The following is a 25257-nucleotide window of genomic DNA, read 5'->3' as shown; positions in this document are numbered from 1 at the left end:
CCCCCTGCCCTCCGTACGGACGCCGAGAGGAGCGTATACGGGCGGCCGGACGTCAGTGCGTCACACGGCCGGTACGCAACGGCCGTCTTCCGTACGGTAGTTCCACTTCGCCCCGTTGCCGACCAGTTCCCGCACGGCGCTCACGAACCGGGTCACGTGCTCGTCCGGGGTGCCCGCGCCGAAGCTCACCCGGATCGCGTTCAGCGACTTCTCGCCCGGTGCGGCCTCCGGCGCGCCGCACTCGCCCTGGCTCTGCGGGTCGGAGCCGAGCAGGGTCCTGACCAGCGGGTGGGCACAGAAGAGGCCGTCGCGGACGCCGATGCCGTACTCGGCGGAGAGGGCCGCGGCGAAGTGGGAGCTGTTCCAGCCCTCGACCACGAAGGAGATCACGCCGACGCGCGGGGCGTCGTCGCCGAACAGGGAGAGGACCCTGACCTCGGGGACCTCGGCGAGACCCGCGCGGACCTCGGCGATCAGGTGCTCCTCACGGGCGACCAGGGTGTCCCAGCCCGCCTCGGTCAGCGCCTTGCAGGCGGAGGCGATGGAGTAGGCGCCGATCACGTTGGGCGACCCGGCCTCGTGCCGTGCGGCGCTCTCGTGCCACTCCACGGCCACTCCCCCGTCCTCGCGCCGGGTGACCTTGCGGCTGGCGCCGCCGCCCGCGAGGTACGGCTCGGCGGCCCGGAGCCAGTCGGCGCGGCCGGCGAGGACGCCGGAGCCGAAGGGGGCGTACAGCTTGTGGCCGGAGAAGGCGACCCAGTCGACGTCGAGGTCGCGGACCGAGACCGGGTGGTGCGGGGCCAGCTGGGCGGCGTCCAGGACGATCCGGGCGCCGTGCGCGTGGGCGGCGGCGGCCAGCTCCCGCACCGGCCACAGCTCGCCGGTGACGTTCGAGGCGCCGGTGACGCAGACCAGGGCCGGGCCGTACGGGTCGCGGTCGGCGAGGGCCCGCTCCAGGGTGGCCACGGCCTGCTGCGGGGTGCGGGGGGCGTCGAGGTAGCTGACCCGGGCGTCCTGCCAGGGCAGCAGGGAGGCGTGGTGCTCGGTCTCGAAGACGAACACCTGGCAGTCGGCGGGGAGAGCGCGGGCCAGGAGGTTCAGGGAGTCCGTGGTCGAGCGGGTGAAGACCAGCTGGTCGTCGGGGCGGCAGTCGAGGAACTCGGCGACGGTCTTCCGGGCGTTCTCGAAGAGGTCCGTGGACAGCTGGGAGAGGTAGCCGGCGCCGCGGTGGACGCTGCCGTAGTACGGGGCGTACGCGGCCACGTCGTCCCAGACCCGCTGGAGCGCGGGGGCGCTGGCCGCGTAGTCGAGGGCCGCGTAGGTGACCTCGCCGCCGGTGACGAGCGGGACGGTGACATCCCGCCCCAGAACGGGCAGGGGGGCACAAACCGACTGGGCGGCGGCAGCGGTGGAGACAGACATGGGTGAACTCCCGTGAACGCAGGTGAAATCCGCCGTGCGAGCGGACGCGCTCGAGCAACGGCAGGGGAAAAGGGGATGCGGAGGCGGGGCTCTGCGGCCCTATCGCATTCGCTTGCTCACGGAAGACTCCTCGACGACCAGGACCCCCTGGATCACGAGGGGTCCGCGCTTGCCGCAGACCTCGCTGCCTACGGCCTGGTCTTCACCCGGGGCACCCCGCCACGGACGGAGGGTTGCCGGACAGTCGGCCGGGGCCTCATGACTGTCACTCATGACCTGGAAAGAAACGTAGGTGAGATGATCGCCGCCGCGCAACTCGTGTCCGGATGACGGGACGCGTGCGAGGCCGGTACGGCACCGCCGAAAAGGCAGTGTCTGCCTGCGCGCCGTCGCGGCGGGAGGAAAGAGCGCTGACGCTCGGGATTCCTCTCCGTATGACGGGACACGTGTGAGGCCGGTACGGCACCGCCGAGAGGCAGTGCCGGGTTGCGCGGCGTCGCGGCGGGAGGAGACGCAGGCCGGTCGTTGACGCCATGAGCATCGTCGCCGGTCCTCCTCTCGCCGCCGTAACGGCGTTCAGCCACGACGGCGGGGCCCGGCGGTGCCGGACCGCGCCTCCGCCCCGTCGGCCGTGCCTCCTACTTGTTCGTGGCGGCTGCCCAGCGCTCGAGCACCCGCTTCGCGGCGCCGGAGTCGATCGACTCCGCCGCTCGCTCCATGCCGGCCCGCAGTTGTTCGGCCAGGGTCCCGGCGCCCGGGTCCAGGGCCACCAGGGCCGCCGCCGAGTTGAGCAGCACCGCGTCCCGTACCGGGCCCGTCTCGCCGTCCAGGAGCCGGCGGGCGACCTCCGCGTTGTACGACGGGTCGCCGCCCCGCAGGGCCTCCACCGGGACCAGGTCGATGCCGACGTCCCGCGGGTCGAAGGTGTCCTCCGTGACCTTGCCGTCGCGGACGGTCCAGACCCGGGACGTGGCCGTCGTCGTCAGTTCGTCGAGGCCGTCGTCACCGCGGAAGACCAGGGAGGAGTTCCCGCGCTCCGCGAAGACGCCCGCGACGACGGGGGCCATGCGGGGGTCCGCGACGCCGACGGCCTGGGCGCGGACCCTGGCCGGGTTGGTCAGCGGGCCGAGGATGTTGAACACCGTGCGGATGCCCAGCTGACCGCGGGCGGCGCCCGCGTACCGCAGCGCCGGGTGGAACTTGACGGCGAAGCAGAAGGTGATGCCCGCCTCCTCGGCGACCTCGGCGACCCGCTGCGGGGTCAGGTCGAGGTTGACGCCGAGCTTCTCCAGGACGTCCGAGGCCCCGGAGGCGGAGGACGCCGCCCGGTTGCCGTGCTTGACGACCTTCGCGCCCGTGCCCGCCACCACCAGGGCGGACATCGTGGAGATGTTCACCGTCTTGGCGCCGTCACCGCCGGTCCCGACGATGTCGACCGTGCGGCCCGGCACCTCGATGACGTTGGCGTGCTCGTACATCGTGCGGACGAGCCCGTTGATCTCGTCGACCGTCTCGCCCTTGGCCCGCAGGGCGACCACGAAGCCGGCGATCTGCGCGTCGGTGGCCTGGCCACGCATGATCTGGTCCATCGCCCAGGCCGTGGCGTCGGCGCTCTGGTCCTGTCCGTACAGCAGCGCGTTCAGCACCCCGGGCCAGGAACGGCCCGCCGCGGTGTCGCCTCCAGCGGGGGTCACAGCGCTCATAAGGCCGCTCCTGAGTGTCGTACCGGTGGAAAAACCCGTTTCAGTGCTCACCCTATCCAGCCCGCGGCACGGCGAAGGGCCCCCGTCCGTACACCGGACGGGGGCCCTTCGACCGTGGCGTGGCGACGCCGTCGATCAGTGGTGGCCGTGGCCGCTCGTGATCTCCTTGTACTCCTCGACGGTCGGCTTCGGGATCTGGTTGTCCTCGCCGTAGTAGGCGTTGCTCAGCTTGGCGCGGAGCTTCTCGGACCCCTTGATCTTGCGCTCGACGCCGTTCTCGTCGACCGCCGGGCCGACCTGGGCCGGCTCGTACTGGTGGTGGGCCGTGAGGGTGTGCAGCTGCTCCTGCGAGAGCGGCTCGTGGACCTCGATGAACTCACCGTGCGGGAGCCGCTTGATGATGCCGGTCTCGCGGCCGTGCAGCACCTTCTCCTTGTCCCGGCGCTGGAGGCCGAGGCAGATCCGCTTGGTGACGATGAACGCGATCACCGGTCCGGCGAAGAAGAAGATCCGGACGAACCAGGTGACGTCGTTGATCGACAGGTGGAAGTGGGTGGCGATCAGGTCGTTGCCACCACCGATCAGGCCGACCATGTAGACGGTCACCCAGGCGACACCGAAACCGGTGCGGGTCGGGGCGTTGCGCGGGCGGTCCAGGATGTGGTGCTCGCTCTTGTCGCCGGTGACCCAGGACTCGATGAACGGGTAGACCGCGATCGCCGCGAGGACCACACCGAACAGGACCAGCGGGATGAAGACGCCCAGGACCAGGGTGTGGCCCCAGAAGTTGATCTCCCAGCCCGGCATGTAGCGGATCAGACCCTCGGCGAAGCCCATGTACCAGTCGGGCTGGGCGCCGGTGGACACCTGGTCCGGACGGTAGGGGCCCATGGCCCAGATCGGGTTGATCTGAGTGGTCGCCGCGATGGCCGCGATGACACCGAAGACCAGGAAGAAGAAGCCTCCGGCCTTGGCCATGTAGACCGGCAGCAGCGGCATGCCGACGACGTTGTTGTTGGTCTTTCCGGGACCCGCGAACTGCGTGTGCTTGTGGTAGAAGACCAGGATCAGGTGGCCCACCATCAGCCCGAGCATGATGCCCGGCAGCAGCAGGATGTGGATCGAGTAGAACCGGGCGACGAAGTCGTGGCCGGGGAACTCGCCGCCGAAGAGGAAGAACGAGATGTACGAGCCGACGATCGGCATCGACAGGATCGCGCCCTCGGTGAAGCGGACACCGGTGCCGGAGAGCAGGTCGTCGGGGAGCGAGTAACCGGTGAAGCCGGTGAACATGCCGAGGACGAACAGCAGGAAGCCGAACAGCCAGTTGATCTCACGCGGCTTGCGGAACGCGCCGGTGAAGAACACGCGCATCATGTGCACGAACATGCCGGCGAGGAAGATCAGCGCGGCCCAGTGGTGGATCTGCCGGATGAGCAGGCCACCGCGCACGTCGAAGGAGATGTGCAGGGTCGAGTTGAACGCCTCGGACATCAGCTGGCCCTGGAGCGGGACGTAGCTGCCGTGGTACTCCACCTCGTTCATCGACGGGTGGAAGAACAGCGTCAGGTACACACCCGTCAGGATGATGATGATGAAGCTGTACATGCACACTTCGCCCAACATGAACGACCAGTGGTCGGGGAAGATCTTGCGCATGTTGGACTTGGCGAGGGAGTAGATCCCGAGCCGTCCGTCGGCCCAGTCGGCGACACGCTCGCCGGCCGGTGCCTTCCCGCGTGCGCGGGACTCTGAGGTTTCTGAAGTGCTCATCCGCGCTCCCAGAATGCAGGACCGACGGGCTCCTCGAAGTCGCCGAGCGCCTGGAGGTAGCCCTCCTCGCTCACACCGATGCGCAGCTGCGGCAGGGCGTGACCGGCCGGGCCGAAGATCACTCGGGCACCGTCGGAGAGGTCGAAGGTGGACTGGTGGCACGGGCAGAGCACGTGGTGGGTCTGCTGCTCGTACAGCGAGATCGGGCAACCGACGTGGGTGCAGATCTTCGAGTAGGCGACGATGCCCTCGTGCGACCACTCGAGCTCGCGCTTGTCCTTGATGTTGTCCGGCTGGAGCCGGATGATCATCAGGGCCGCCTTCGCCATCACGTTCTGGAAGTCCTCCTGGTCTTCCTCGACGCCCTCGGGCTTGGCGAAGGTCAGCGAACCGACGGCGACGTCGGAGGGACGCAGCGGCTCGTTGGTGTTCATGTTGACGAGCAGCTTGCCCTTCGACCACGCCGTGTGGCGCAGCGAGGTGCCCGGCAGCGGTCCGAGGTCGCGCAGCAGCACGACACCGGAGAGCGGGACCAGGGTCAGCGCGCCGAACATCGTGTTGCGGATCAGCTTGCGCCGGCCGATCGCCGACTCCTTGGCGCCCTGCTTGAAGTCGGCCAGGACCTTGGCCTTGACCTCGGGCTCGGCCGAGATGGCGTGTCGCTCGTCGGCGACCTCCACGTCGGACATCAGGGTGCGGGCCCAGTGGACCGCGCCCGCGCCGATGCAGAACAGCGCCGTACCGAGGGTCATGCCCAGCGCGAAGTTCAGCGCGCTGATGTGACCGAGCGGGAAGACGAAGATCGACTTGTCGTGCGGGATCGTCACGTACGACGCGATGAAGCCGACAGTGGCCAGCATCGAGATCGTGAACAGCAGGGCGACGACGCGCTCGGACCGCTTGGCGGCCCGCTCGTCGATGTCCTGGATCCGGTGCTCGTGGGGCGGCAGACCGGGGTCCGTGAACGGGTCCCTCTCGTCCGCCACGTCCACGGCGCCGTGCGCGTGGCCCTGCTCAGCGGGCAGGTTCTCTTCTGGAATGTCTTGGCTACTCATGACTTCTTGGCCTTTGCGGTCCGAGCGGCGACCCAGACGGCGACCGCGATCAGGGCACCGAGACCGAAGATCCACGCGAACAGGCCCTCACTGACCGGCCCGAGGCCGCCCAGGTCGAGACCGCCGGGGTTCTCCGTGTTGGGGCTGTTGACCGCGTCGATGTACGCGATGATGTCCTTCTTGTTCTTCTCCGTCAGCGTGGTGTCGGGGAAGGACGGCATGTTCTGCGGGCCCGTCTGCATGGCCTCGTAGATGTGCTTCGGGGCTACGCCCTCGAGGTTCGGGGCGAACTTGCCCTTCGTCAGCGCGCCACCGGCGCCCACGAAGTTGTGGCACTGCGCGCAGTTCGTGCGGAAGAGCTCACCACCCTTGGCGATGTCGGCACCGTCCGCGCCGTACTGCTCCGAGGTGGGGACCTCGGGGCCGGCGCCGAGCGAGGCGATGTACGCCGCGAGCTGGTCGATCTGCGCCTGGGTGTAGATGTTCTTCTTCTTGACGACCTGCGGGCCCTGCGAGGTGGCGGCCGGCATGCGGCCGGTGCCGACCTGGAAGTCGACGGCCGCGGCGCCCACGCCCACCAGGCTGGGGCCGTCGGACGAGCCCTGACCCTTGGTGCCGTGGCAGCTGGCGCAGCCGACCGAGTAGAGCTTCTGGCCCTCCTCGATCGTCAGGGACTGGGAGGTCTCATCGGCCTGAGCCTTGCCCGCGGGTGCGAGAAAGGCGTAGGCCCCCCCGGTGCCCACCAGCGCGAGGAGTAGGACGACGACCGCCGCCAGCGGATGGCGTCGTCGTGCGGAGAGCTTTTTCACGGATTACCCCGGTGTCAGGATCTTCTGCGTCGATGCTTCTGGAATGTGCGCTTCTACGGCGCGTGGAGCCGGCCCCGGCTACTTGATCAGGTAGATCGTGGCGAAGAGGCCGATCCAGACGACATCGACGAAGTGCCAGTAGTAGGACACGACGATGGCCGCGGTCGCCTGCTCGTGCGTGAACCTCTTCGCCGCGTAGGTGCGCCCCAGGACGAACAGGAAGGCGATGAGGCCGCCCGTCACGTGCATGCCGTGGAAGCCGGTGGTCAGGTAGAACACCGAACCGTACGGGTCGGAGGAGAGCGAGATGCCGTCCTCCTTCACCAGGTTCGTGTACTCGTAGATCTGACCGCCGATGAAGATCGCACCCATGACGAAGGTGAGGATGAACCAGCCCCGGAGCTTCTTCACGTCCCCGCGCTCGGCGGCGAAGACGCCGAGCTGGCAGGTGAGGGAGGAGAGCACCAGGATCGTGGTGTTGGTCGCCGAGAAGGGGATGTCGAGATGACTCGCCATCTCCTTCCAGTGCGCCTCGCCGGTCACCGATCGCAGGGTGAAGTACATCGCGAAGAGGGCCGCGAAGAACATCAGCTCGGAACTCAGCCAAATGATGGTTCCGACGCTGGTGAGGTTCGGCCGGTTGACCGACGGGTGCGCGTGCCCGGTATCTACTGTCGTTGCTGTCGCCACGACCGACATTATGTCGGTCGCTTATCTCGCGCTCACTCCGGGGGGTGCCGTTCGGAGTGTCCGCCCGGTGTGTACTGCCCGGATGGCCCATCGAAGCGGTGTTCCAACAGGTGTTGACGAGGTGTTCATGGGAGTAGCATCCGGCGCATCGGTCCTGTCCGTACGACGCTGACGTCTCGGAGGAACAATGCAGCCGACCGCCACGGTGCTGGTCTACAGCGACGACTCCAACACCCGCGAGCAGGTACGGCTGGCCGCCGGCCGGCGCCCGGCTCCCGATGTACCCCTCGTCGAGTTCCTGGAGTGCGCGACACCCCAGGCGGTGATCGCCGAGCTGGACAAGGGCGGGATCGACGTGTGCGTCCTGGACGGCGAGGCCGTGCCCATGGGGGGCATGGGGGTGTGCCGGCAGATCAAGGACGAGATCTTCAACTGCCCGCCGGTGCTGCTGCTCATCGGGCGGCCGCAGGACGCGTGGCTCGCCACGTGGAGCCGTGCGGACGCGGCCGTGACGCTGCCGGTGGACCCGGTGGAGTTCGCGGGTGCGCTGGCCTCCTTGTTGCGGAAGAAGAGGCTGCTGAGCGCCTAGTGGGGTGGGGCGCGGGCTGAGTGCGCGAGTGCCGGTCGTGTGCGGCCGGTCGCGCGGTTCCCCGCGCCCCGTGCGAGGCGCTTGCCACCGGGGGTGGTTCACAGTGCCGCTGGCTGGACCCTCGCCGCGTCGGCCGGTGGGGTGTCCGGGGTGCCGTTGACGAGGGCGCTGCCCTTGCGCCAGTCCTTCCAGGCGATGTTCCAGTCGCCGAAGCCGTTGCCGAAGTGCTCCATCTCCTCGCCGTTGGAGTTGACGACCCTCACCAGGTCTCCCGGGTGGAAGGTGTCGAAGAACCACTCCGCGTTCGAGGTGTTCATGCCGGTGCAGCCGTGGCTGACGTTCGCGTATCCCTGGGAGCCCACCGACCAGGGCGCCGCGTGCACGTACTCGCCCGACCAGGTGACCCTGGTGGCGTAGTAGACCGGGAGGTCGTACGAGTCGGAGGTGCCCTCGGCGATGCCGACCGTGGTGCCGCGCATGCGTACGAAGTACTGCTTCTCCAGGACGACCTTGACGCCGTTGCGGGTCTCGTAGCCGGGCTTGCCGGTGGTGATGGGGATCCGGTCGATCACCTTGTCGTTCTTGTACACCGTCATCTCGTGACTGCCGGCGTCCGTGAGGGCGAGGAGCTTGTCACCGGTGGTGAGTTTCAGGGGTGCGGCCGCGCCGCCCCAGAGACGGTCGCTGATCCGGACGCCGTCCAGGTTGCTGTGCACCTGGATGGTGGCATGGGTGGGCCAGTAGTCCTTGGGCCGGTAGTGGAGTTCCTTGTCGCTCACCCAGTACCAGGAGCCCTGCACGGCGGGCACGGAGTCGACCCGCAGGGCCCTCTCGACGACGGCGCGTTGTGCCTTGTCCTTGACCGGGTGGTCGAGTTGGGCGGTGACGGGCTGTCCCACGCCGTACTCGCCGGACTTGGGGCCGAAGGTGACCTTCAGTCGCTGCTTGGTGGTGGGCAGGCTGGTGTCGAAGGTGAGGACCTGGCGGCCGGGTGCGCCGTCCTCGTCCTCGGTGCTGACCTGGACCGTGTAGTGGGCGTTGGCGGCCAGCGGGGAGGTGCTGTGCCATCGACTGCCGTCGGCGTCGAGTTCGCCCGCCACATGGCGACCGGTGGCGTCCACGGCGGTGACGTCCGTGATCCGGTCGTCGTCGCTCTTGGCGACGACCTCCAGGGGCTTGTCCGGGTCGGCCCGCTTCCCCTTGTCCGTGGGGGCGTTGAAGGAGATCTGGTCCGCCGCGTCGTACGGCTTGGACGACAGCGGGTCGCCGTCCGAGCTACAGGCGGCGACGCCCGCACCGAGGGCGGTCACCAGCAGGGTGCAGCTGACGACGGTACGGACGCACGGAGAGTGACTCATATTGTCACGCTATGAGATGTTCTCGGGACCGGCGCGGCAGGTAGTCCGGACGGGGGACGGGCGCTGCGCCGAAGGCGGGAGCCCGTGACGCGCGGGAGCCCGGACCCTCCTGGCGGAGGATCCGGGCTCCCGGTGCGCTGGGCGCGTGCCTACTGGGTGCGGTTCTCACCGCGGTAGTACTCGAACACCCAGCCGAAGAGACCGATCATGATGATGGGCGCCGAGAAGTACAGCAGCCACCAGCCGACGGCGACACCGAGGAAGGCCAGTGCGCCACCGACACCGAGGGCGAGGGGCTGCCAGCTGTGCGGGCTGAAGAAGCCCACCTCGCCGGCCTCGTCCGCGACGTCGGCCTCCTTGTTGTCCTGGGCACCGGCGTCCACCCGCGAGGCCGTGAAGCCGAGGTAGAAGCCGATCATGATGCACAGGCCGAAGGCCATGAAGAGCGCCGTGGTACCGGCCGCCTCCTTCGACCACACGCCATAGACGATCGCCATGGCGAGGACGAAGACGCTCAGCCACACGAACATGCGGCCCTGGATCTTCACTTGCCGGCCTCCTTGCTGCCCGTGACAGCGGCGGCGGCGTGGCCGTGCTCCAGCTGCTCCAGGGCGGCGATCTCAGGGTGGTGCAGGTCGAACGCCGGGGATTCGCTGCGGATCCGCGGCAGGGTGAGGAAGTTGTGCCGCGGGGGCGGGCAGGAGGTCGCCCACTCCAGCGAACGGCCGTAACCCCACGGGTCGTCGACCTCGACCTTCTTGCCGTACTTGGCCGTCTTCCACACGTTGTAGAGGAACGGCAGGATCGACAGGCCGAGCAGGAAGGAGCTGATCGACGAGATGGTGTTCAGCGTGGTGAAGCCGTCGGCCGCCAGGTAGTCGGCATAACGACGCGGCATGCCCTCGGCGCCCAGCCAGTGCTGCACCAGGAAGGTGCCGTGGAAGCCGACGAACAGCGTCCAGAAGGTGATCTTGCCGAGCCGCTCGTCGAGCATCTTGCCCGTCATCTTCGGCCACCAGAAGTGGAAGCCGGAGAACATCGCGAAGACGACCGTACCGAAGACCACGTAGTGGAAGTGCGCCACCACGAAGTACGAGTCGGAGACGTGGAAGTCCATCGGGGGCGAGGCCAGGATGACACCGGTCAGACCACCGAAGGTGAAGGTGATCAGGAAGCCGGTGGCCCAGAGCATCGGTGTCTCGAAGGACAGCGAGCCCTTCCACATGGTGCCGATCCAGTTGAAGAACTTCACACCGGTCGGTACCGCGATCAGGAAGGTCATGAAGGAGAAGAACGGCAGCAGCACACCGCCGGTGACGTACATGTGGTGGGCCCACACCGTCACGGACAGACCGGCGATCGAGATGGTGGCCGCGACCAGACCCATGTAGCCGAACATCGGCTTGCGGGAGAAGACCGGGATGACCTCGGAGATGATGCCGAAGAACGGCAGCGCGATGATGTACACCTCTGGGTGGCCGAAGAACCAGAAGAGGTGTTGCCAGAGCAGCGCTCCGCCGTTCGCCGCGTCGAAGACGTGTGCCCCGAATTTCCGATCCGCCTCCAGCGCGAACAGCGCGGCGGCGAGAACGGGGAAGGCGAGCAGGACCAGGACGGCGGTCAGCAGCACGTTCCACACGAAGATCGGCATGCGGAACATGGTCATGCCCGGCGCACGCATGCAGATGATCGTGGTGATGAAGTTGACCGCGCCGAGGATGGTGCCGAAGCCGGAGAAGGCCAGACCCATGATCCACATGTCGGCGCCGAGACCCGGCGAGCGGACCGCGTCCGACAGCGGGGAGTAGGCGAACCAGCCGAAGTCGGCCGCACCCTGCGGGGTGAGGAAGCCGCCGACGGCGATGGTCGAGCCGAACAGGTAGAGCCAGTAGGCGAACATGTTCAGCCGCGGGAAGGCGACGTCCGGCGCGCCGATCTGGAGCGGCATGATCCAGTTCGTGAAGCCGGCGAACAGCGGCGTCGCGAACATCAGCAGCATGATCGTGCCGTGCATCGTGAACGCCTGGTTGAACTGCTCGTTCGACATGATCTGTAGACCGGGGCGAGCGAGCTCGGCGCGCATGAGCAGCGCCATCACTCCACCGATCAGGAAGAACGCGAACGACGTGACCAGATACAGCGTTCCGATGGTCTTGTGGTCGGTGGTGGTGAGCCACTTGATGACCACGTTGCCGGGCTGCTTGCGCCTGACCGGCAGCTCATCTGCGTAAGAGCCTTCAGCTGCCGCGGCACCCTGGGGTTCGTTGAGGATGCTCACAGGTTGTTCGTCTCCCGGTTCTTCTCGTGGCTCGTCTGCGCGATGCCGGCGGGAATGTAACCGGTCTGCCCCTTCTTCGCGAGGTCCTTGAGGTGCTGCTGGTAGCGCTCGGGAGAGACGACCTTCACGTTGAACAGCATCCGGGAGTGGTCGACGCCGCAGAGCTCGGCGCACTTACCGAGGAAGGTGCCCTCCTGGTTCGGGGTCACCTGGAACGCGTTGGTGTGCCCCGGGATGACGTCCATCTTCATCAGGAACGGCACCACCCAGAAGGAGTGGATGACGTCACGCGAGGTGAGGACGAAGCGGACGGTCTCGCCCTTGGGGAGCCAGAGCGTCGGGCCGGGGTTGCCGGTCTGCGGGTTCTTCGTGCCCGGCGTACCGACGTCGTAGACACCGCCGGCGTTGGCCGGGAAGGCGTCCTTGAACCGGTTCGGGATCGCGCTCAGGTTCGCGTCGGTCTTCGCGTCGCCGGAGACACCGTCGACGGGCGTGATGTAGTTGAAGCCCCAGCTCCACTGGAAGCCGACCACGTTGACCGTGACGTCGGGCTTCTTGTCGGTGAGGCTGAGGAGCTTCGTCTCGTCCCGCGCGGTGAAGTAGAACAGCACCGAGACGATGATGAGCGGGACCACCGTGTACAGCGCCTCGATCGGCATGTTGTACCGGGTCTGCGCCGGGACCTCGATCTTGGTGCGGCTGCGCCGGTGGAAGATGGCGCTCCAGATGATCAGACCCCACACCAGCACGCCGACGGCGAGCGCGGCGGCCCAGGAGCCCTGCCACAGGGAGAGGATCCGCGGAGCCTCTTCCGTGGTCGGGGTGGGCATACCAAGGCGGGGGAAGTCCTTGTATGTGCAACCGGTGGCGGTCGCAAGGACCAGGCCCGCGGTCATTGCCTGCAGCAGCTTCCGCCGCATCGGGCGCCGCGGCGAGCGGTCGGAGCCGTTGGGACTCACGTAGCGCCTTCCCGAGAGTCTCGCCCGGCGGTTCGGCTGCGGCCTTCTCGCTGGTCGGTCGCCGCCCTGCGTCGGGCAGGGGTTTGGATGTTTATGCGGACCAAACCCTAGCCGACGCGATTCGGGGGGTCGCGGGGAGGGGGGCATACGCGCCGCGGGTCACTCCTTAAGGGTGGGATTGGGCGCCTAATAGCTCGGGTTGATGCGGTTTCGTGGGCGAGGTGCGGATGCTCCGAGGCTGGTCGCGCAGTTCCTCGCGCCCCTCGGGGGTCGCTCTCGACGGACGTTTTAACGTTGTCCTGTGTCCTACTTCGACGCCGCGTCCGCCGCCCCCCTCCATCCCGTCGCCCGTCAGGCGCTGTTGGCCGCCCTGGACGACGGGTGGGCCGATCCGTCCCGTCTCTACCGTGAGGGGCGGAAGGCGCGGATGCTGCTGGACGCCGCGCGGGAGGCGGCCGCCGAGGCCGTGGGCTGTCGGGCGGACGAGCTGACTTTCACCTCTTCCGGTACGCGCGCCGTCCACACGGGCGTCGCCGGGGCGTTGGCCGGGCGGCGCCGGACCGGACGTCACCTGATCGTGTCAGCCGTCGAACACTCCTCTGTACTCCATTCGGCCGAACTGCTCGAGGCGGAGGGCGGGGCGGTGACCCGGGTGCCGGTGCTGCGGACGGGAGCCGTGGACGCCGGGTCCTACGAGGCCGCGCTGCGCCCCGGCACCGCGCTCGCGTGCCTCCAGTCGGCCAACCACGAGGTGGGCACCGTGCAGCCGGTCGCGGAGGTCGCCGAGGTGTGCCGGGCGGCCGGGGTGCCGTTGCTGGTGGACGCGGCGCAGTCGCTGGGGTGGGAACGGGTGGCGGGCGACTGGTCGTTGCTGACGGCGAGTGCGCACAAGTGGGGCGGCCCGTCCGGGGTCGGGCTGCTGGTGGTGCGCAAGGGCGTGCGGTTCGCCGCCCAAGGGGCCTCGGACGAGCGGGAGTCGGGGCGGGCGGCCGGGTTCGAGAACCTTCCGGCGATCGTCGCGGCGGCCGCGTCGCTGCGGGCCGTGCGGTCGGAGGCCGAGCGGGAGTCCGTCCGGCTGCGGGAGCTGACGGCGCGGATCCGGGCGCGGGTGGCGGAGTCGGTGCCGGACGTGGAGGTGGTGGGTGACGCGGAGCGGCGGCTGCCCGGGATCGTCACCTTCTCGTGTCTCTATGTCGACGGGGAGACGTTGCTGCACGAGCTGGACCGCGAGGGCTTCTCGGTGTCCTCGGGGTCGTCCTGCACGAGCAGCACGCTGACGCCGAGCCATGTGCTCAAGGCGATGGGCGTGCTGAGCGAGGGGAACGTACGGGTGTCCCTGCCGGCGGGCGCGGCCGAGGCCGATGTGGACCGCTTCCTGGAGGTGCTGCCGGGGGCGGTGGCGGGGGTACGGGAGAAGCTCGGGGCGCCGGTGCCGGTGGCTGCCGTACAGGCTGCCGTACAGGAGGACGTACTCGTCGTGGACGCCCTGGGCAAGCGGTGCCCGATCCCCGTCATCGAACTGGCGAAGGTCATCGGCACCGTGCCGGTGGGCGGCAGGGTGCGGGTCCTGTCCGACGACGAGGCGGCCCGGCTGGACATCCCGGCGTGGTGCGAGATGCGGGGCCAGCGGTACGAGGGTGAGCAAGCCGCGGAAAGAGGAACGGCCTACCTGGTACGCCGGCTCACCTGAGCGCCCCCTCGGGGGCGCGGGGACCCGCGCGGCCAGCCCCCACGCACCCGCGGCCGGACTCAGACCAGGTAGCCGCGAACCTCTTCCGCGGCCTCGTCCCCGTACGCCTTCGTGAACCGCTCCATGAAGTGCCCGCGCCGCAGCTGGTACTCCTGCGTGCCCACGGTCTCGATGACGAGCGTCGCCAGCATGCAGCCCACCTGGGCCGCCCGCTCCAGCGTGACCCCCCACGCGAGCCCGGACAGGAACCCGGCACGGAACGCGTCACCGACGCCCGTCGGGTCGGCCTTGCGCTCCTCGTCGGGGCAGCCGACCTCGATGGCCTCCTCGCCCGCCCGCTCGATCCGCACCCCGCGCGCGCCGAGCGTGGTGACCCGGTGGCCGACCTTCCCGAGGATCTCCTCGTCGGTCCACCCGGTCTTCGTCTCGATCAGCCCCTTCTCGTACTCGTTGGAGAAGAGGTACGTCGCGCCGTCCAGCAGGGTCCGGATCTCGTCGCCGTCCATCCGGGCGATCTGCTGGGAGAAGTCGGCGGCGAACGGGATCGCGCGGGTGCGGCACTCCTCCGTGTGGCGGAGCATGCCCTCGGGGTCGTCCGCACCGATGAGGACCAGGTCCAGGCCGCCCACCCGGTCGGCGACGGTCTTCAGCTCGATCAGCCGGGCCTCGCTCATGGCGCCCGTGTAGAAGGAGCCGATCTGGTTGTGGTCGGCGTCGGTCGTGCACACGAAACGCGCGGTGTGCAGGGTCTCGGAGATACGGACGGACTCCGTGTCGACGCCGTGCCGGTCGAGCCAGGACCGGTAGTCGTCGAAGTCGAAGCCCGCGGCGCCGACCAGGACCGGCCGGGTGCCGAGCTGTCCCATGCCGAACGCGATGTTCGCGCCGACACCGCCCCGGCGCACGTCCAGGTTGTCGACCAGGAAGGACAGCGAGACCGTGTGCAACTGGTCCGCGACCAACTGGTCCGCGAAGCGGCCGGGGAAGGTCATGAGGTGGTCGGTGGCGATGGAGCCGGTGACTGCGATGCGCACGGCTGAGTCTCTCCTGAGGGGGAGGCGTATTTGACAGTTAACGCTACCGGGTCCGCCGGGGCGCCCTGAAGGTGCCAAAACTACCCGATAGTAGATCTTTCTTCGCATGCCCTGCCGTGCATACGGTGCCGTCATGACGAACCTCAAGGTCCACGCCCCCGCTCCGGCCGACCTCGAAGGCGACCTGGCGTCGCTGCGCGGGGACTGCGCCCGGATGGCCCCGCACTGGGCGGTTCCCGATCACGGCGATGCCCGGCCGGTGCCGCCGTCACTCATCCACGGGGTGACCGTGCCGAAGAAGTCCGCCAGGCTGCTGGACGCGATGTCCGAGTACGGGGACTAGGCCCTGTCGGCCTAGCCTCGCTCCGCCCGGCCTCGCTCCGCCGGGCCTCGCTCCGCCGGGCCTCGCTCCGCCGGGTTCCGTCCGGCGCGTTCACAGGGAACCGCGCGCTCCCCTCCCGCGTCCCATCGCCGTCCCCCGTGAAGGGGAGGCGGGATACGACACGGCGAGGAGCGATGCGGTGAAGAGCGAGCGACCCGAGAACGACGAGGACGCGGGCGCGGGCGACGCCGGACAGCAGCCCCCCGAGGCCGCCCAGGAGACCCCGGAGTCACCGGAGGCCGCTGGAGCCGCCGCACACCCCACGGGCGACGCCGAGGTGGAGCCCTCCGACGCCGAGGTGGAGCCCTCCGACGCTGAGGTGGACGTCGAGGGCGCTGAGGTGGAGCCCGTCAGGGACACCGATGCGAAGCCCGCCGAGGACGCTGAGGTGGCGCCCGTCAAGGACTCCGAGGTGGCGCCCGTCAAGGACGCCGATGCGCAGACCCCGGTGCCGGACGAGCCAGCGGAGCCGTCGGAGCCCGCGGAGCCTGCCGTGCCAGTCGTGCCTGTCGTGCCTGTCGTGCCTGTCGTGGCAGCCGACGTGTCTGAGGCAGCGGGCGTGTCCGAGGGAGGCGCTTCCGACCAGGTGGTCGGCGTCTCCGAGGCGGCCGGGGAGTCCGAGTCCGGGGGCGCGCGGGCCGGGCGGCGGCGGTCGTCCGGGCTTGTCGTCGTCTCCGTGGCCGCCGCCGTGCTTCTGGTCGGCGGGGGCGGTGCCTACCTCGTGTCGGGCGGCTCCGGTGCCGGTGCCGGCTCCTCCGGTGGCGCCACTCCCCCGCCGCTCGCCCTGGACGGCCACTCCTCCGGCGGCAACGGCATCGCCCCCGGCGAGCCCGACCCGTACGGCGTCACCTACCGGGCGAGCGGCACACTGCCCGGCGGCCCCGGCTCGGCCGCCGTGTACCAGCCCTCCGGCGAGGTCTCCAAGGACCGGGTGGCCGCGCTGGCGAAGGCCCTCGGCATCACCGGGGCCCCGGTCGCCGAGGGCCAGGTGTGGAAGGTCGGCACCGACCACGACGGCTCCGGCGGCAGCCTCCAGGTGAACAGGGCCGCCCCGGGCATCTGGACGTACAGCCACTACGCCCCCGGCACCGACGACTGCACGTCCACCGTGATCTGCGCGAAGGATCCGGCGGCGCCCGCCGACGCGCCGGTGGGCGAGGCCGCGGCGCGGAAGGCCGCCGCCCCGGTGCTGAAGGCGCTCGGCGAGGACGGCGCGAAGCTGGACACCAGCCAGGTCATGGGCGCGCAGCGGGTGGTGAACGCCGATCCGGTGGTCGGCGGGCTGCCCACGTACGGCTGGACGACCGGGCTGACCGTGGGCGCGCGGGGTGAGCTGGTCGGCGGCAACGGCATGCTGGCGACGCCGGTCAAGGGCGACACGTATCCGGTGCTGGGCGCCGCGCGGACGCTGGCCCTGATGAACGCGGCGCCGGGCACCGGGCACCGGATGGGCATCGGCGGCTGCACCAGTTCCGTACCGCAGAAGGACCGGCTGGAGCAGCCGTGCGGCGCGTCGACGCCGTCCGCCGCGCGGTCCGCGGCCCCGGCCGTGGTCGAGAAGGCGGTGTTCGGGCTGGCCGCGCAGTCGGTGGCCGGCCGGCAGGCGCTGGTGCCGTCCTGGCTGTTCCAGGTACGTGGCTCGGGATCGGCGGACGCCTACACGGTCAGCTATCCGGCGGTGGACCCGAAGTACCTGGCGTCCGCGTCGACGCCGGCCGCGCCGTCGGGGAGTGCCGGTGCCGCGCAGCGGGACGTGAAGGTCGACGGCTACACGGCCGACGACCGCGAACTGGTCGTGGCCTTCACGGGCGGGGTGTGCGCCGACTACAAGGTCACCGCGGACGAGGGCTCGGAGCAGGTCGTGGTGAAGGTGACGGCGACCCCCTGGCCGGACAAGGTCTGCGTGATGATCGCCAAGCAGTACCACCAGGCGGTGCGTCTCGACGCTCCGCTGGACGGCCGCAAGGTCGTCGGCACGGACGGCAGGGCGGTCCCGAAGGAGCGGGCGACGGCCCTGAACCCCCAGGTGGGCTGAGGACGCCCGAAGGCGGCGGCCCCGGGTGACCCGGGACCGCCGCCTTCGTCCGCCTGTGTGCCGGCCCAGCCTCAGCTGAAGGAGTCGCCGCAGGCGCAGGAGCCCGTCGCGTTCGGGTTGTCGATCGTGAAGCCCTGCTTCTCGATGGTGTCGACGAAGTCGATCGACGCGCCGCCCAGGTACGGGGCGCTCATGCGGTCGGTGACGACCTTGACGCCGTCGAAGTCCTTGACGACGTCACCGTCGAGGGAACGCTCGTCGAAGAAGAGCTGGTAGCGCAGGCCGGAGCAGCCACCGGGCTGGACGGCGACACGCAGGGCGAGGTCGTCGCGCCCTTCCTGGTCGAGCAGGGCCTTGACCTTGGCCGCGGCGGCGTCGCTCAGGATGATGCCGTCGGTGGCGGTGCTGGTCTCGTCCGATACGGACATCTACATCTCTCCCGGGTTGTACGGAGACTGCTTGCCGACGAGTGCAACCGGCGGGTCCGCTGATTCATTCCGGGCCGGCGTTCGCGTTCTCGCGTTTTCTCTACCTCTTCATGCTCGCACATACCCGGCACCGGGATTGATGTCACATCGACGCTATGGCCATCGTCAAAGTGACATGAAGCAGTTATGATAGATAACGTCAGAACGACGAAAAGTAGAAAGGGTGCGTGTCGTGACCACCGCCCAGACCCCGGAGCTCGACGTACAGCCGAGCCCGCTCGCCCTGCTGCTGCTCGGCCGGGAGGCCGACCCGAGGAGCGAGCGGGGTGTCGAGTGTCCCGGCGACCTGCCCTCGCCGTCCGACCCGGACCTGGTCGCGCGCGCCCGCGCGGCCAAGGAGAAGCTCGGCGACAAGGTCTTCGTGCTCGGCCACCACTACCAGCGCGACGAGGTCATCCAGTTCGCCGACGTCACGGGCGACTCCTTCAAGCTGGCCCGGGACGCGGCCGCCCGCCCGGAGGCGGAGTACATCGTGTTCTGCGGTGTGCACTTCATGGCCGAGTCCGCCGACATCCTGACCTCGGACGACCAGAAGGTGGTTCTGCCGGACCTGGCGGCGGGCTGCTCGATGGCGGACATGGCCACCGCCGAGCAGGTCGCCGAGTGCTGGGACGTGCTGACCGAGGCCGGCATAGCCGAGCAGGTCGTGCCCGTCTCGTACATGAACTCGTCCGCGGACATCAAGGCGTTCACGGGCAAGCACGGCGGCACGATCTGCACCTCGTCGAACGCCCAGCGGGCCCTGGAGTGGGCTTTCGCGCAGGGGGAGCCCTCGGCGGTCAAGGTGCTGTTCCTGCCCGACCAGCACCTGGGCCGCAACACCGCCGTCCGGGACATGGGCATGTCCCTGGAGGACTGTGTCGTCTACAACCCGCACAAGCCGAACGGCGGCCTGACCGCCGACGAGCTGCGGGCCGCCAAGATGATCCTCTGGCGCGGCCACTGCTCGGTGCACGGCCGTTTCAGCCTGGACTCCGTCAACGACGTGCGCGAGCGCATCCCGGGCGTCAACGTCCTCGTCCACCCCGAGTGCAGGCACGAGGTCGTGGCGGCGGCGGACCACGTCGGCTCGACCGAGTACATCATCAAGGCCCTGGAGGCGGCCCCGGCCGGCTCCAAGTGGGCGATCGGCACCGAGCTGAACCTGGTCCGCCGCCTCGCGAACCGTTTCGCGCCGGAGGGCAAGGAGATCGTCTTCCTCGACAAGACGGTCTGCTTCTGCTCGACCATGAACCGCATCGACCTCCCCCACCTCGTGTGGACCCTTGAGTCGCTGGCCGAGGGCAACCTGGTCAACCGGATCGAGGTCGACAAGGAGACGGAGGCGTTCGCCAAGCTGGCGTTGGAGCGGATGCTGGCGCTGCCGTAGCCGCCTTCCCGGGTGTCACCCCGAGCCGGACTTCCGCTCGGGGTGCGCCGGGTCGAGGCTGAAGAGGGTGCCGTCGGGGGTCATGACGATCACCGTGCCTCCGTGGAGGAGCGCCTCGGGATCGGACGCGTCGCCCGTCGAGGCCGTGTCGACGCGCGGGGCGGTCTCCCAGAGCAGGGTGCCCTTGCGGGTGTCCACGGCTGCCACCCGTCCGCTGGGACTGGCCAGGTACAGGGTGTGGGTGCGGGAGTCGTACGTCGGGGAACCGGAGTTCTCCACGCTGGTACGGGTGTGCCAGAGTTCCCTGCCGGTCAGCGGGGACACCGCCGCCACCTCGCCGTTCGCCCCCGTGATCCACAGGGTGTCCGAGGCGAGCGTCACCGAGCCCTGGTAGGACTTGGCGAGCTTCGTCGTCGTCCGGCCTCCGGTCGTCGGGTCCGTCAGGAGGATCCTGGTGAACGTGGAGTCCTGCAAGGACGTCGAGCCGCTCTCCTCGTCGGCCAGGACCATGGCCGGATGGCCGTCGACGACGCCGAGGAAGCCGCTCTCGAAGGGGATCTGCCGGCGCACGGCCGTCCTTCCGTCGGCGAGGTCCACCTGGAGGAGCGAGGAGTACTCGGCGTCCTGCTCGGTGGGGAAGCACTGCGCGTACAGGTCGGTCCCGGCCGGCAGGAACGTGCAGTAGGTGCGGGCCGGCAGTGTCATGGACCAGCTCGCCCGGCCCGTGCGCGGGGAGCGGGCCGTCACCGTCCGGCCGTCGCTCTCGGCGGTGAGCACCAGGTCGCCGGCCATGACCAGCTCGACGTTCTCGTCGTTGACCTTGCGGATCCACCGTTGGGCGCTGTTCGCCGCGTCGAGGGCGACGACGTAGGTCGGGTTGTTCTCGGCGCCTTCCTCGGTGATGGTCTCCCGGACGAGGACCGTGCCGTCGTGGACACCGAGGACCGAGGAGTCGTACCGGCTGGAGTCGCCGCCCGGCGGTGCGAGCGCGGCGCGCCAGACCGTCCTGCCGGTCCGGCCGTCCAGCCGTACCGGCAGGACGCCGTGGCCTCCGCAGTAGACGCTGTCGCCCTGGCTCAGGCAGTCCGACTGCCCTTCCGCCGGGGTGCCCAGCGCCTTGGCCTCGCCCTGGTCCGCCGGCTTGTACACCGTCGTCTGCCAGGGCCGCCAGCCGGCGGGCGGCGCGACCCAGCGGGAGGCCGAGGAGGAGCTCGGCGCCCGGGAGCCGTCCGGGAAACCCGGTCCGAACCGGATGTACCACAGCAGTCCGAGGACCAGCGCGCCCACCGTGCCGACCGCCGCCCAGAGCATGCGGCGGCCCCTGCCCCGGGTCCGGCGGGCCGAGCCGGTGCCGGTCGCCCGGCCGGGGCCGGCCCCCGGGCCGGGCGTCGCGCCGTCCGACGCGGTGCCGGCGTCGAGCGGCCGGGCCGACGGCAGCCGCAGGGTCATCGTCGCCGGTTCGCCGGGGTCCGGCTCCGGCAGGGCCGCCGCGAACTCCCCGGCGAGGTCGTCGAGTCGGGGCCGGTCGGCGGGGTCCTTGGCCAGACAGCGCTCCAGGACCGCGCGCAGCGGGCCGGTCACGCCGTCCAGCACGGGTTCGTTGTGGACCACCCGGTAGCCGGTGAGGTAGGGGCTGTCGGCGTCGAAGGGGCCGCGTCCGGTGACGCAGTAGACCAGCAGCGCGCCGAGCGAGAAGACGTCGGAGGCGGGGCCGACCGTCCGCGCGTCGGTGAACTGCTCCGGGGACATGAACGGCGGGGTACCGACCATCTGGCCGGTCTCGGTGAGGGTGTTGTGGTTCTCGGCCGCGCGGGAGATGCCGAAGTCGATGACGCGCGGGCCGTCCCCGGCCATCAGGACGTTGGCCGGCTTCAGGTCGCGGTGCACCATCCCGGCCCGGTGGATCTCCCGCAGCGCCTCCACCAGGCCGAGGGCCAGCGGGCGCAACTCGGTGACGCGGAGGGCGCCGTGCGCGCGGATGCGGGCGGCGAGGGACTGGCCGGGTACGTACTGGGTGGCCATCCAGGGCGCCGCCGCGTCCGGGTCGGCGTCCAGGACGGGGGCGGTGAAGGCGCCGCTGACCCGGCGGGCGGCCTCGATCTCCTGCCGGAACCGGGCGCGGAAGACGGGGTCCTCGGCGTACTGCGCGTGCACCACCTTGACAGCGACCTCACGCCCGGACCGCGACCGGCCCCGGTAGACGATGCCCATGCCGCCGGCCCCCAGCCGGTCGACCAGCCGGTAGCCGCCCAGGGACCGTGGATCGTCCTTGTGCAGCGGCATACGCCGACTCCCCTTCCCCGATTGGCGGTTCGCGGCGCCAGCATACGGAACGGCCGCGCGCGGGCCGTCGGTGCCCGAAGCCGGACGGCCGCGCGCGGGCCGTTGATGCCTGAAGCCGGACGGCCGGTTCCCGGAGGTGGGTCGGGAACCGGCCGTCATCGCCGGTGGCGTCACACGGTCGCGGGTTCCGGGTGGTCGGCCGACGGGACGGAAGCCGCGGGCGGCGGGCCCTTCTTCGCCGCGCGCTTGGCGGCGCGCCGCTCCTTGCGGAGTTCGAGCATCGCGTACAGCGTCGGCACGAGAAGGAGGGTCAGCAGGGTCGAGCTGATCAGACCGCCGATCACCACCACGGCCAGCGGCTGGGCGATGAAGCCGCCCTCACCGGTGACCCCGAGCGCCATCGGGAGCAGGGCGAAGACGGTCGCCAGGGCCGTCATGAGGATGGGCCGCAGACGGTGGCGGCCGCCCTCGATCACGGCCTCGACGACGCCGTGCCCCTGACTCCGGTACTGGTTGATGAGGTCGATCAGCACGATCGCGTTGGTCACCACGATGCCGATCAGCATCAGCATGCCGATCATCGCGGGCACACCCATCGGGGTGCCGGTGACGACCAGCAGACCGAGCGCGCCGGTCGCCGCGAACGGGATCGAGACCAGCAGGATCAGTGGCTGGACCAGCGAGCGGAACGTCGCGACCAGCAGCATGAAGACGATCGCGATCGCCGCCAGCATCGCCAGGCCCAGGTTCTTGAACGCGCTGTCCTGGTCCGAGGTGACCCCGCCGATGGAGGCCGTCGCGCCCGCCGGCAGCTTCAGCGCCTTGATCTTCGACTGGAGCCGGCTGCTGACCGCGCCCGTGTTGTCACCGGTGGGCTTCGCCGTGACGGTCGCGGCGCGTCGGCCGTCGATCCGGGTCAGCGACACCGGCCCGGCCACCAGCTTCACGGTGGCGATGTCGCCCAGCCTCACCGGACCCAGCTGGAGCGCACGCAGCTGGGCCAGGGTCTCGGCAGGCTTCGCCGACTTCACGACGACGTCCCGCTCGGTGTCGTCGAGGGTGGCCTTGCCTGCCGTGGTGCCCTTGACCGCCTGGCTGACGGCGGCGCCCAGCGTCTGGTCGTCGAAACCGGCCGCGGCCGCCTTGGAGTTGGCCTTCACCGAGATGCGCGGCACGCTCTGGGAGAGGTCGCTGGTGACGTCGGTGACGTCGTCCAGCTTGGCGACCGCGGCCCTGACCTGCTCGGAGGCCTTGCGCAGCACGTCGCCGTCGGCCGCCTTCACCACGACGCTCAGGTCCTGGCTGCCGAAGCCGTCACCGGCGGAGACGGTGGTGGTGCCGATCCCGGAGAGCTTGTGCAGGCCGTCCTCGATGGCGCTCTGCACCCTGTCGTACGACTTCGCGTCGTCCAGCATCACCGAGTAGGAGGCCTGGTTGGTGTCGGTGCCACCGCCGAAGGCCGCCATGAAGCCGGAGGAGCCCACGGTGACCTGGTAGTCCTTCACCCCGTCGACGGAGGCGAGCAGCTTCTCGACCTTCCTCGCCTGCGCGTCGGTCGCGGCCAGGCCGGTGCCGGGCTTCAGCTCCTGCTTGACGGTGAGGACCTCCTGGTCGCCCTGGTCGAAGAAGTTCGTCTTCAGCAGCCCGGACATGCCGAACGTGAGGACCAGCACGACGACCGCGATCAGCACGCTGGTGAGGCGGCGCCGGGTCGCGAACCGCAGCACCGGCACGTACGCCCGCTGGAGGCGGCTGTTCGCCTCCTTCTCCTCGGCCCTGCGGCGGGCCTCCTCCGCGTCCTCGGGGGTGCCCTTGGGGGCGCGCAGGAACCAGTACGACAGGACGGGGACGACCGTCAGCGAGACCAGCAGGGAGGCGAGCAGCGCCGCCGTCACCGTGATGCTGAACGAGCCGAACAGGGCGCCCACCATGCCGCCGACCAGGCCGATCGGCAGGAAGACGGCGACCGTGGTGAGCGTGGAGGAGGTGACCGCGCCGGCCACCTCGCGGACCGCGCCGAGGATGGCGGCCTGCCGCTCCTCGCCGTAGCCGAGGTGGCGCTTGATGTTCTCCAGGACCACGATCGAGTCGTCGACGACCCGGCCGATGGCGATGGTGAGCGCGCCGAGGGTGAGCATGTTCAGGGACAGGCCCCGGGTCCACAGCACGATCAGCGCGAGGACCACCGACAGCGGGATGGACACCGCCGTCACGAGGGTCGAGCGGACCGAGGCCAGGAAGACCAGGATGACCAGGACCGCGAAGAGCAGGCCGAGGGCGCCCTCGGTGGTCAGGCCCTTGATGGACTTGGAGACCGCCGGGCCCTGGTCGCTGACGACGGTGACGGCGGCGCCGGAGCCGAGGTCCTGGCGGAGCTTCGGCAGCCTGTCCTTGACCGCGTTCGAGATGGAGACCGCGCTGCCGTCGTGGTCCATGGTGACGTTCACTGCGAGGCTGGGGCGGCCGTCGGTGCGGGTGATGGAGTCGGCCGGGGCCTCCTGCTCCTTCACCGCGGCCACGGCGCCGAGGCGCACCGGCTTCTCGACGCCCTGCCCGGTGACCATCAGGTCCCTGATCTGCGCCAGCGAGGTGAGGCCGCCGCCGACCTGGACGGTGCGGTTGGCGCCGTCCTCGGCGAAGGAACCGGCCGCGACGGTCGCCCCGGCCGCCTGGAGCGACTGGGCGAGGGCGGCGGGGGTGAGCCCGGCCTTCGCGAGCTTCGCGTCGTCGGGGGTGACGGTGACCTGGACGTCCCGGACGCCCGTGACCTGGACGCGGCCGACGCCGTCGATGTTCTTCAGGTCCGGGACGACCGTGGTGTCCAGCCGGTCGGCGAGGGCCTGCTGGTCCTCGCCGGAGGTGACGGCGAGGACCACGGTCGGCATGTCGTCGGTGGAGCCGGAGATGACCTGCGGGTCGACCGAGTCCGGGAGCTGGGCGCGGTTGACGGCCAGCTGCACGTCGGCCACCAGCTGCTTGGTGTCGCTGCCGTAGTCGAAGGACGCCATGATCACGGCGTTGCCCTCGCTCGCGGTGGAGGTGACGCCGGTGACGCCGTCGACGCCGTCGAGGTTGTTCTCGATCGGCTCGACGATCTGCTTCTCGACGACGTCGGGTGCCGCGCCCTGGTAGGGGGCGATCACCGACACCATGGGCAGGGAGATGGTGGGCAGCAGCTGCTGCTTGATCTGGGGGACGGCGATCGCCCCGAAGGCGAGCGCGATCAGTGACATGAGGCCTATCAGGGCCCGCTGCGCGAGGCTGAATCTGGACAGCCAGGACATGGGTCAGGGTCTCTTTCCGGTGAGCTGCTGTGAGCTGCTGTGAGCGGCGGACAAGC

The 25257-nt window shown here is 70.0% G+C and carries 19 protein-coding genes and 1 riboswitch; of the genes, 5 read left to right on the top strand and 14 right to left on the bottom strand.

Going from position 1 to position 25257, the window contains the following annotated elements; translation table 11 throughout:
• Positions 1–60: 60 nt before the first annotated feature.
• The 6 genes from AAW13_RS33175 to ctaE all read right to left on the bottom strand — a co-directional run bounded on the left by AAW13_RS33175 (position 61) and on the right by ctaE (position 7461).
• Positions 61–1422 carry an aminotransferase class V-fold PLP-dependent enzyme gene (locus AAW13_RS33175; RefSeq protein ID WP_046727408.1) on the bottom strand — a complete coding sequence of 454 codons (1362 nt, stop codon included), beginning with the start codon at positions 1420–1422 and terminating at the stop codon, positions 61–63.
• Positions 1423–1582: 160 nt separating this feature from the next.
• Positions 1583–1699: riboswitch (SAM riboswitch) on the bottom strand.
• A gap of 361 nt (positions 1700–2060) precedes the next feature.
• Entirely contained in the window at positions 2061–3125 is a 1065-nt protein-coding gene (gene trpD, locus AAW13_RS33170) for an anthranilate phosphoribosyltransferase (protein ID WP_046727406.1), read from the bottom strand.
• 135 nt (positions 3126–3260) lie between these two features.
• Complete coding sequence (gene qcrB, locus AAW13_RS33165) at positions 3261–4898, bottom strand: cytochrome bc1 complex cytochrome b subunit (protein ID WP_046727405.1); 1638 nt, start codon at positions 4896–4898, stop codon at positions 3261–3263.
• Positions 4895–5953 (bottom strand): cytochrome bc1 complex Rieske iron-sulfur subunit, encoded by a 1059-nt coding sequence (gene qcrA, locus AAW13_RS33160; protein ID WP_046727404.1) that lies wholly within the window; start codon positions 5951–5953, stop codon positions 4895–4897. The genes qcrB and qcrA overlap by 4 nt, the downstream gene beginning before the upstream one ends.
• Positions 5950–6762: a cytochrome bc1 complex diheme cytochrome c subunit gene (gene qcrC, locus AAW13_RS33155; RefSeq protein ID WP_046727403.1), complete on the bottom strand. Its 813-nt coding sequence runs from the start codon at positions 6760–6762 to the stop codon at positions 5950–5952. The genes qcrA and qcrC overlap by 4 nt, the downstream gene beginning before the upstream one ends.
• A 78-nt stretch (positions 6763–6840) precedes the next feature.
• Positions 6841–7461, bottom strand: a complete 621-nt coding sequence (gene ctaE / locus AAW13_RS33150; protein WP_046727402.1) for an aa3-type cytochrome oxidase subunit III — start codon at positions 7459–7461, stop codon at positions 6841–6843.
• 178 nt (positions 7462–7639) lie between these two features.
• Here ctaE and AAW13_RS33145 point away from each other — a divergent pair, with 178 nt between their 5' ends.
• Positions 7640–8041 (top strand): response regulator, encoded by a 402-nt coding sequence (locus AAW13_RS33145; protein WP_046727401.1) that lies wholly within the window; start codon positions 7640–7642, stop codon positions 8039–8041.
• 98 nt (positions 8042–8139) lie between these two features.
• Here the strand turns inward: AAW13_RS33145 and AAW13_RS33140 are convergent, their stop codons facing one another.
• The 4 genes from AAW13_RS33140 to ctaC all read right to left on the bottom strand — a co-directional run bounded on the left by AAW13_RS33140 (position 8140) and on the right by ctaC (position 12636).
• Positions 8140–9399: a L,D-transpeptidase gene (locus AAW13_RS33140; protein WP_046727400.1), complete on the bottom strand. Its 1260-nt coding sequence runs from the start codon at positions 9397–9399 to the stop codon at positions 8140–8142.
• 149 nt (positions 9400–9548) lie between these two features.
• On the bottom strand, positions 9549–9947 hold the full coding sequence (locus AAW13_RS33135) for a cytochrome c oxidase subunit 4 (protein ID WP_046727399.1): 399 nt from the start codon (positions 9945–9947) through the stop codon (positions 9549–9551).
• On the bottom strand, positions 9944–11677 hold the full coding sequence (gene ctaD / locus AAW13_RS33130; protein ID WP_046727398.1) for an aa3-type cytochrome oxidase subunit I: 1734 nt from the start codon (positions 11675–11677) through the stop codon (positions 9944–9946). Before ctaD ends, AAW13_RS33135 begins: the two co-directional genes overlap by 4 nt.
• A complete protein-coding gene (gene ctaC / locus AAW13_RS33125; RefSeq protein ID WP_046727397.1) occupies positions 11674–12636 on the bottom strand; it encodes an aa3-type cytochrome oxidase subunit II in 963 nt (320 codons plus the stop codon). Before ctaC ends, ctaD begins: the two co-directional genes overlap by 4 nt.
• A 301-nt stretch (positions 12637–12937) precedes the next feature.
• On the opposite strand from ctaC, the gene AAW13_RS33120 reads away from it, so the two are divergent.
• On the top strand, positions 12938–14326 hold the full coding sequence (locus tag AAW13_RS33120) for a cysteine desulfurase/sulfurtransferase TusA family protein (RefSeq protein ID WP_046727396.1): 1389 nt from the start codon (positions 12938–12940) through the stop codon (positions 14324–14326).
• A gap of 59 nt (positions 14327–14385) precedes the next feature.
• Here the strand turns inward: AAW13_RS33120 and AAW13_RS33115 are convergent, their stop codons facing one another.
• Complete coding sequence (locus AAW13_RS33115) at positions 14386–15360, bottom strand: carbohydrate kinase family protein (protein ID WP_046727395.1); 975 nt, start codon at positions 15358–15360, stop codon at positions 14386–14388.
• 133 nt (positions 15361–15493) lie between these two features.
• On the opposite strand from AAW13_RS33115, the gene AAW13_RS33110 reads away from it, so the two are divergent.
• A complete protein-coding gene (locus AAW13_RS33110) occupies positions 15494–15703 on the top strand; it encodes a hypothetical protein (RefSeq protein ID WP_046727394.1) in 210 nt (69 codons plus the stop codon).
• 178 nt (positions 15704–15881) lie between these two features.
• Entirely contained in the window at positions 15882–17777 is a 1896-nt protein-coding gene (locus AAW13_RS33105; protein WP_167391758.1) for a hypothetical protein, read from the top strand.
• A gap of 71 nt (positions 17778–17848) precedes the next feature.
• Here AAW13_RS33105 and AAW13_RS33100 read toward each other — a convergent pair whose 3' ends face one another.
• Positions 17849–18205 (bottom strand): iron-sulfur cluster assembly accessory protein, encoded by a 357-nt coding sequence (locus AAW13_RS33100; protein ID WP_046727393.1) that lies wholly within the window; start codon positions 18203–18205, stop codon positions 17849–17851.
• A 232-nt stretch (positions 18206–18437) separates the two neighbouring features.
• On the opposite strand from AAW13_RS33100, the gene nadA reads away from it, so the two are divergent.
• Positions 18438–19634, top strand: coding sequence for a quinolinate synthase NadA (gene nadA / locus AAW13_RS33095; protein WP_046727436.1), 1197 nt, complete (start codon positions 18438–18440; stop codon positions 19632–19634).
• A gap of 15 nt (positions 19635–19649) precedes the next feature.
• Here the strand turns inward: nadA and AAW13_RS33090 are convergent, their stop codons facing one another.
• Both AAW13_RS33090 and AAW13_RS33085 read right to left on the bottom strand, forming a co-directional pair.
• Positions 19650–21917, bottom strand: a complete 2268-nt coding sequence (locus tag AAW13_RS33090; protein WP_046727392.1) for a protein kinase domain-containing protein — start codon at positions 21915–21917, stop codon at positions 19650–19652.
• A 170-nt stretch (positions 21918–22087) separates the two neighbouring features.
• The gene (locus AAW13_RS33085; protein ID WP_046727391.1) at positions 22088–25201 is read right to left on the bottom strand and encodes an efflux RND transporter permease subunit; all 3114 of its coding nucleotides are present in this window, start codon (positions 25199–25201) and stop codon (positions 22088–22090) included.
• Positions 25202–25257 lie beyond the last annotated feature (56 nt).

It is taken from the genome of Streptomyces humi (assembly GCF_001005085.2).
Classification (GTDB): Bacteria; Actinomycetota; Actinomycetes; order Streptomycetales; family Streptomycetaceae; genus Streptomyces; species Streptomyces humi.
This window is presented reverse-complemented; position numbering and strand designations above follow the sequence as displayed.

Bases quoted from the DNA above. Each gene is read 5' to 3' on its own strand.
- AAW13_RS33145 (WP_046727401.1), top strand. From the start codon at position 7,640: ATGCAGCCGACCGCCACGGTGCTGGTCTACAGCGACGACTCCAACACC.
- AAW13_RS33090 (WP_046727392.1), bottom strand. From the start codon at position 21,917: ATGCCGCTGCACAAGGACGATCCACGGTCCCTGGGCGGCTACCGGCTG.
- AAW13_RS33175 (WP_046727408.1), bottom strand. From the start codon at position 1,422: ATGTCTGTCTCCACCGCTGCCGCCGCCCAGTCGGTTTGTGCCCCCCTG.
- AAW13_RS33085 (WP_046727391.1), bottom strand. From the start codon at position 25,201: ATGTCCTGGCTGTCCAGATTCAGCCTCGCGCAGCGGGCCCTGATAGGC.
- AAW13_RS33100 (WP_046727393.1), bottom strand. From the start codon at position 18,205: ATGTCCGTATCGGACGAGACCAGCACCGCCACCGACGGCATCATCCTG.
- AAW13_RS33110 (WP_046727394.1), top strand. From the start codon at position 15,494: ATGACGAACCTCAAGGTCCACGCCCCCGCTCCGGCCGACCTCGAAGGC.
- AAW13_RS33140 (WP_046727400.1), bottom strand. From the start codon at position 9,399: ATGAGTCACTCTCCGTGCGTCCGTACCGTCGTCAGCTGCACCCTGCTG.
- trpD (WP_046727406.1), bottom strand. From the start codon at position 3,125: ATGAGCGCTGTGACCCCCGCTGGAGGCGACACCGCGGCGGGCCGTTCC.
- ctaE (WP_046727402.1), bottom strand. From the start codon at position 7,461: ATGTCGGTCGTGGCGACAGCAACGACAGTAGATACCGGGCACGCGCAC.
- qcrB (WP_046727405.1), bottom strand. From the start codon at position 4,898: ATGAGCACTTCAGAAACCTCAGAGTCCCGCGCACGCGGGAAGGCACCG.
- qcrA (WP_046727404.1), bottom strand. From the start codon at position 5,953: ATGAGTAGCCAAGACATTCCAGAAGAGAACCTGCCCGCTGAGCAGGGC.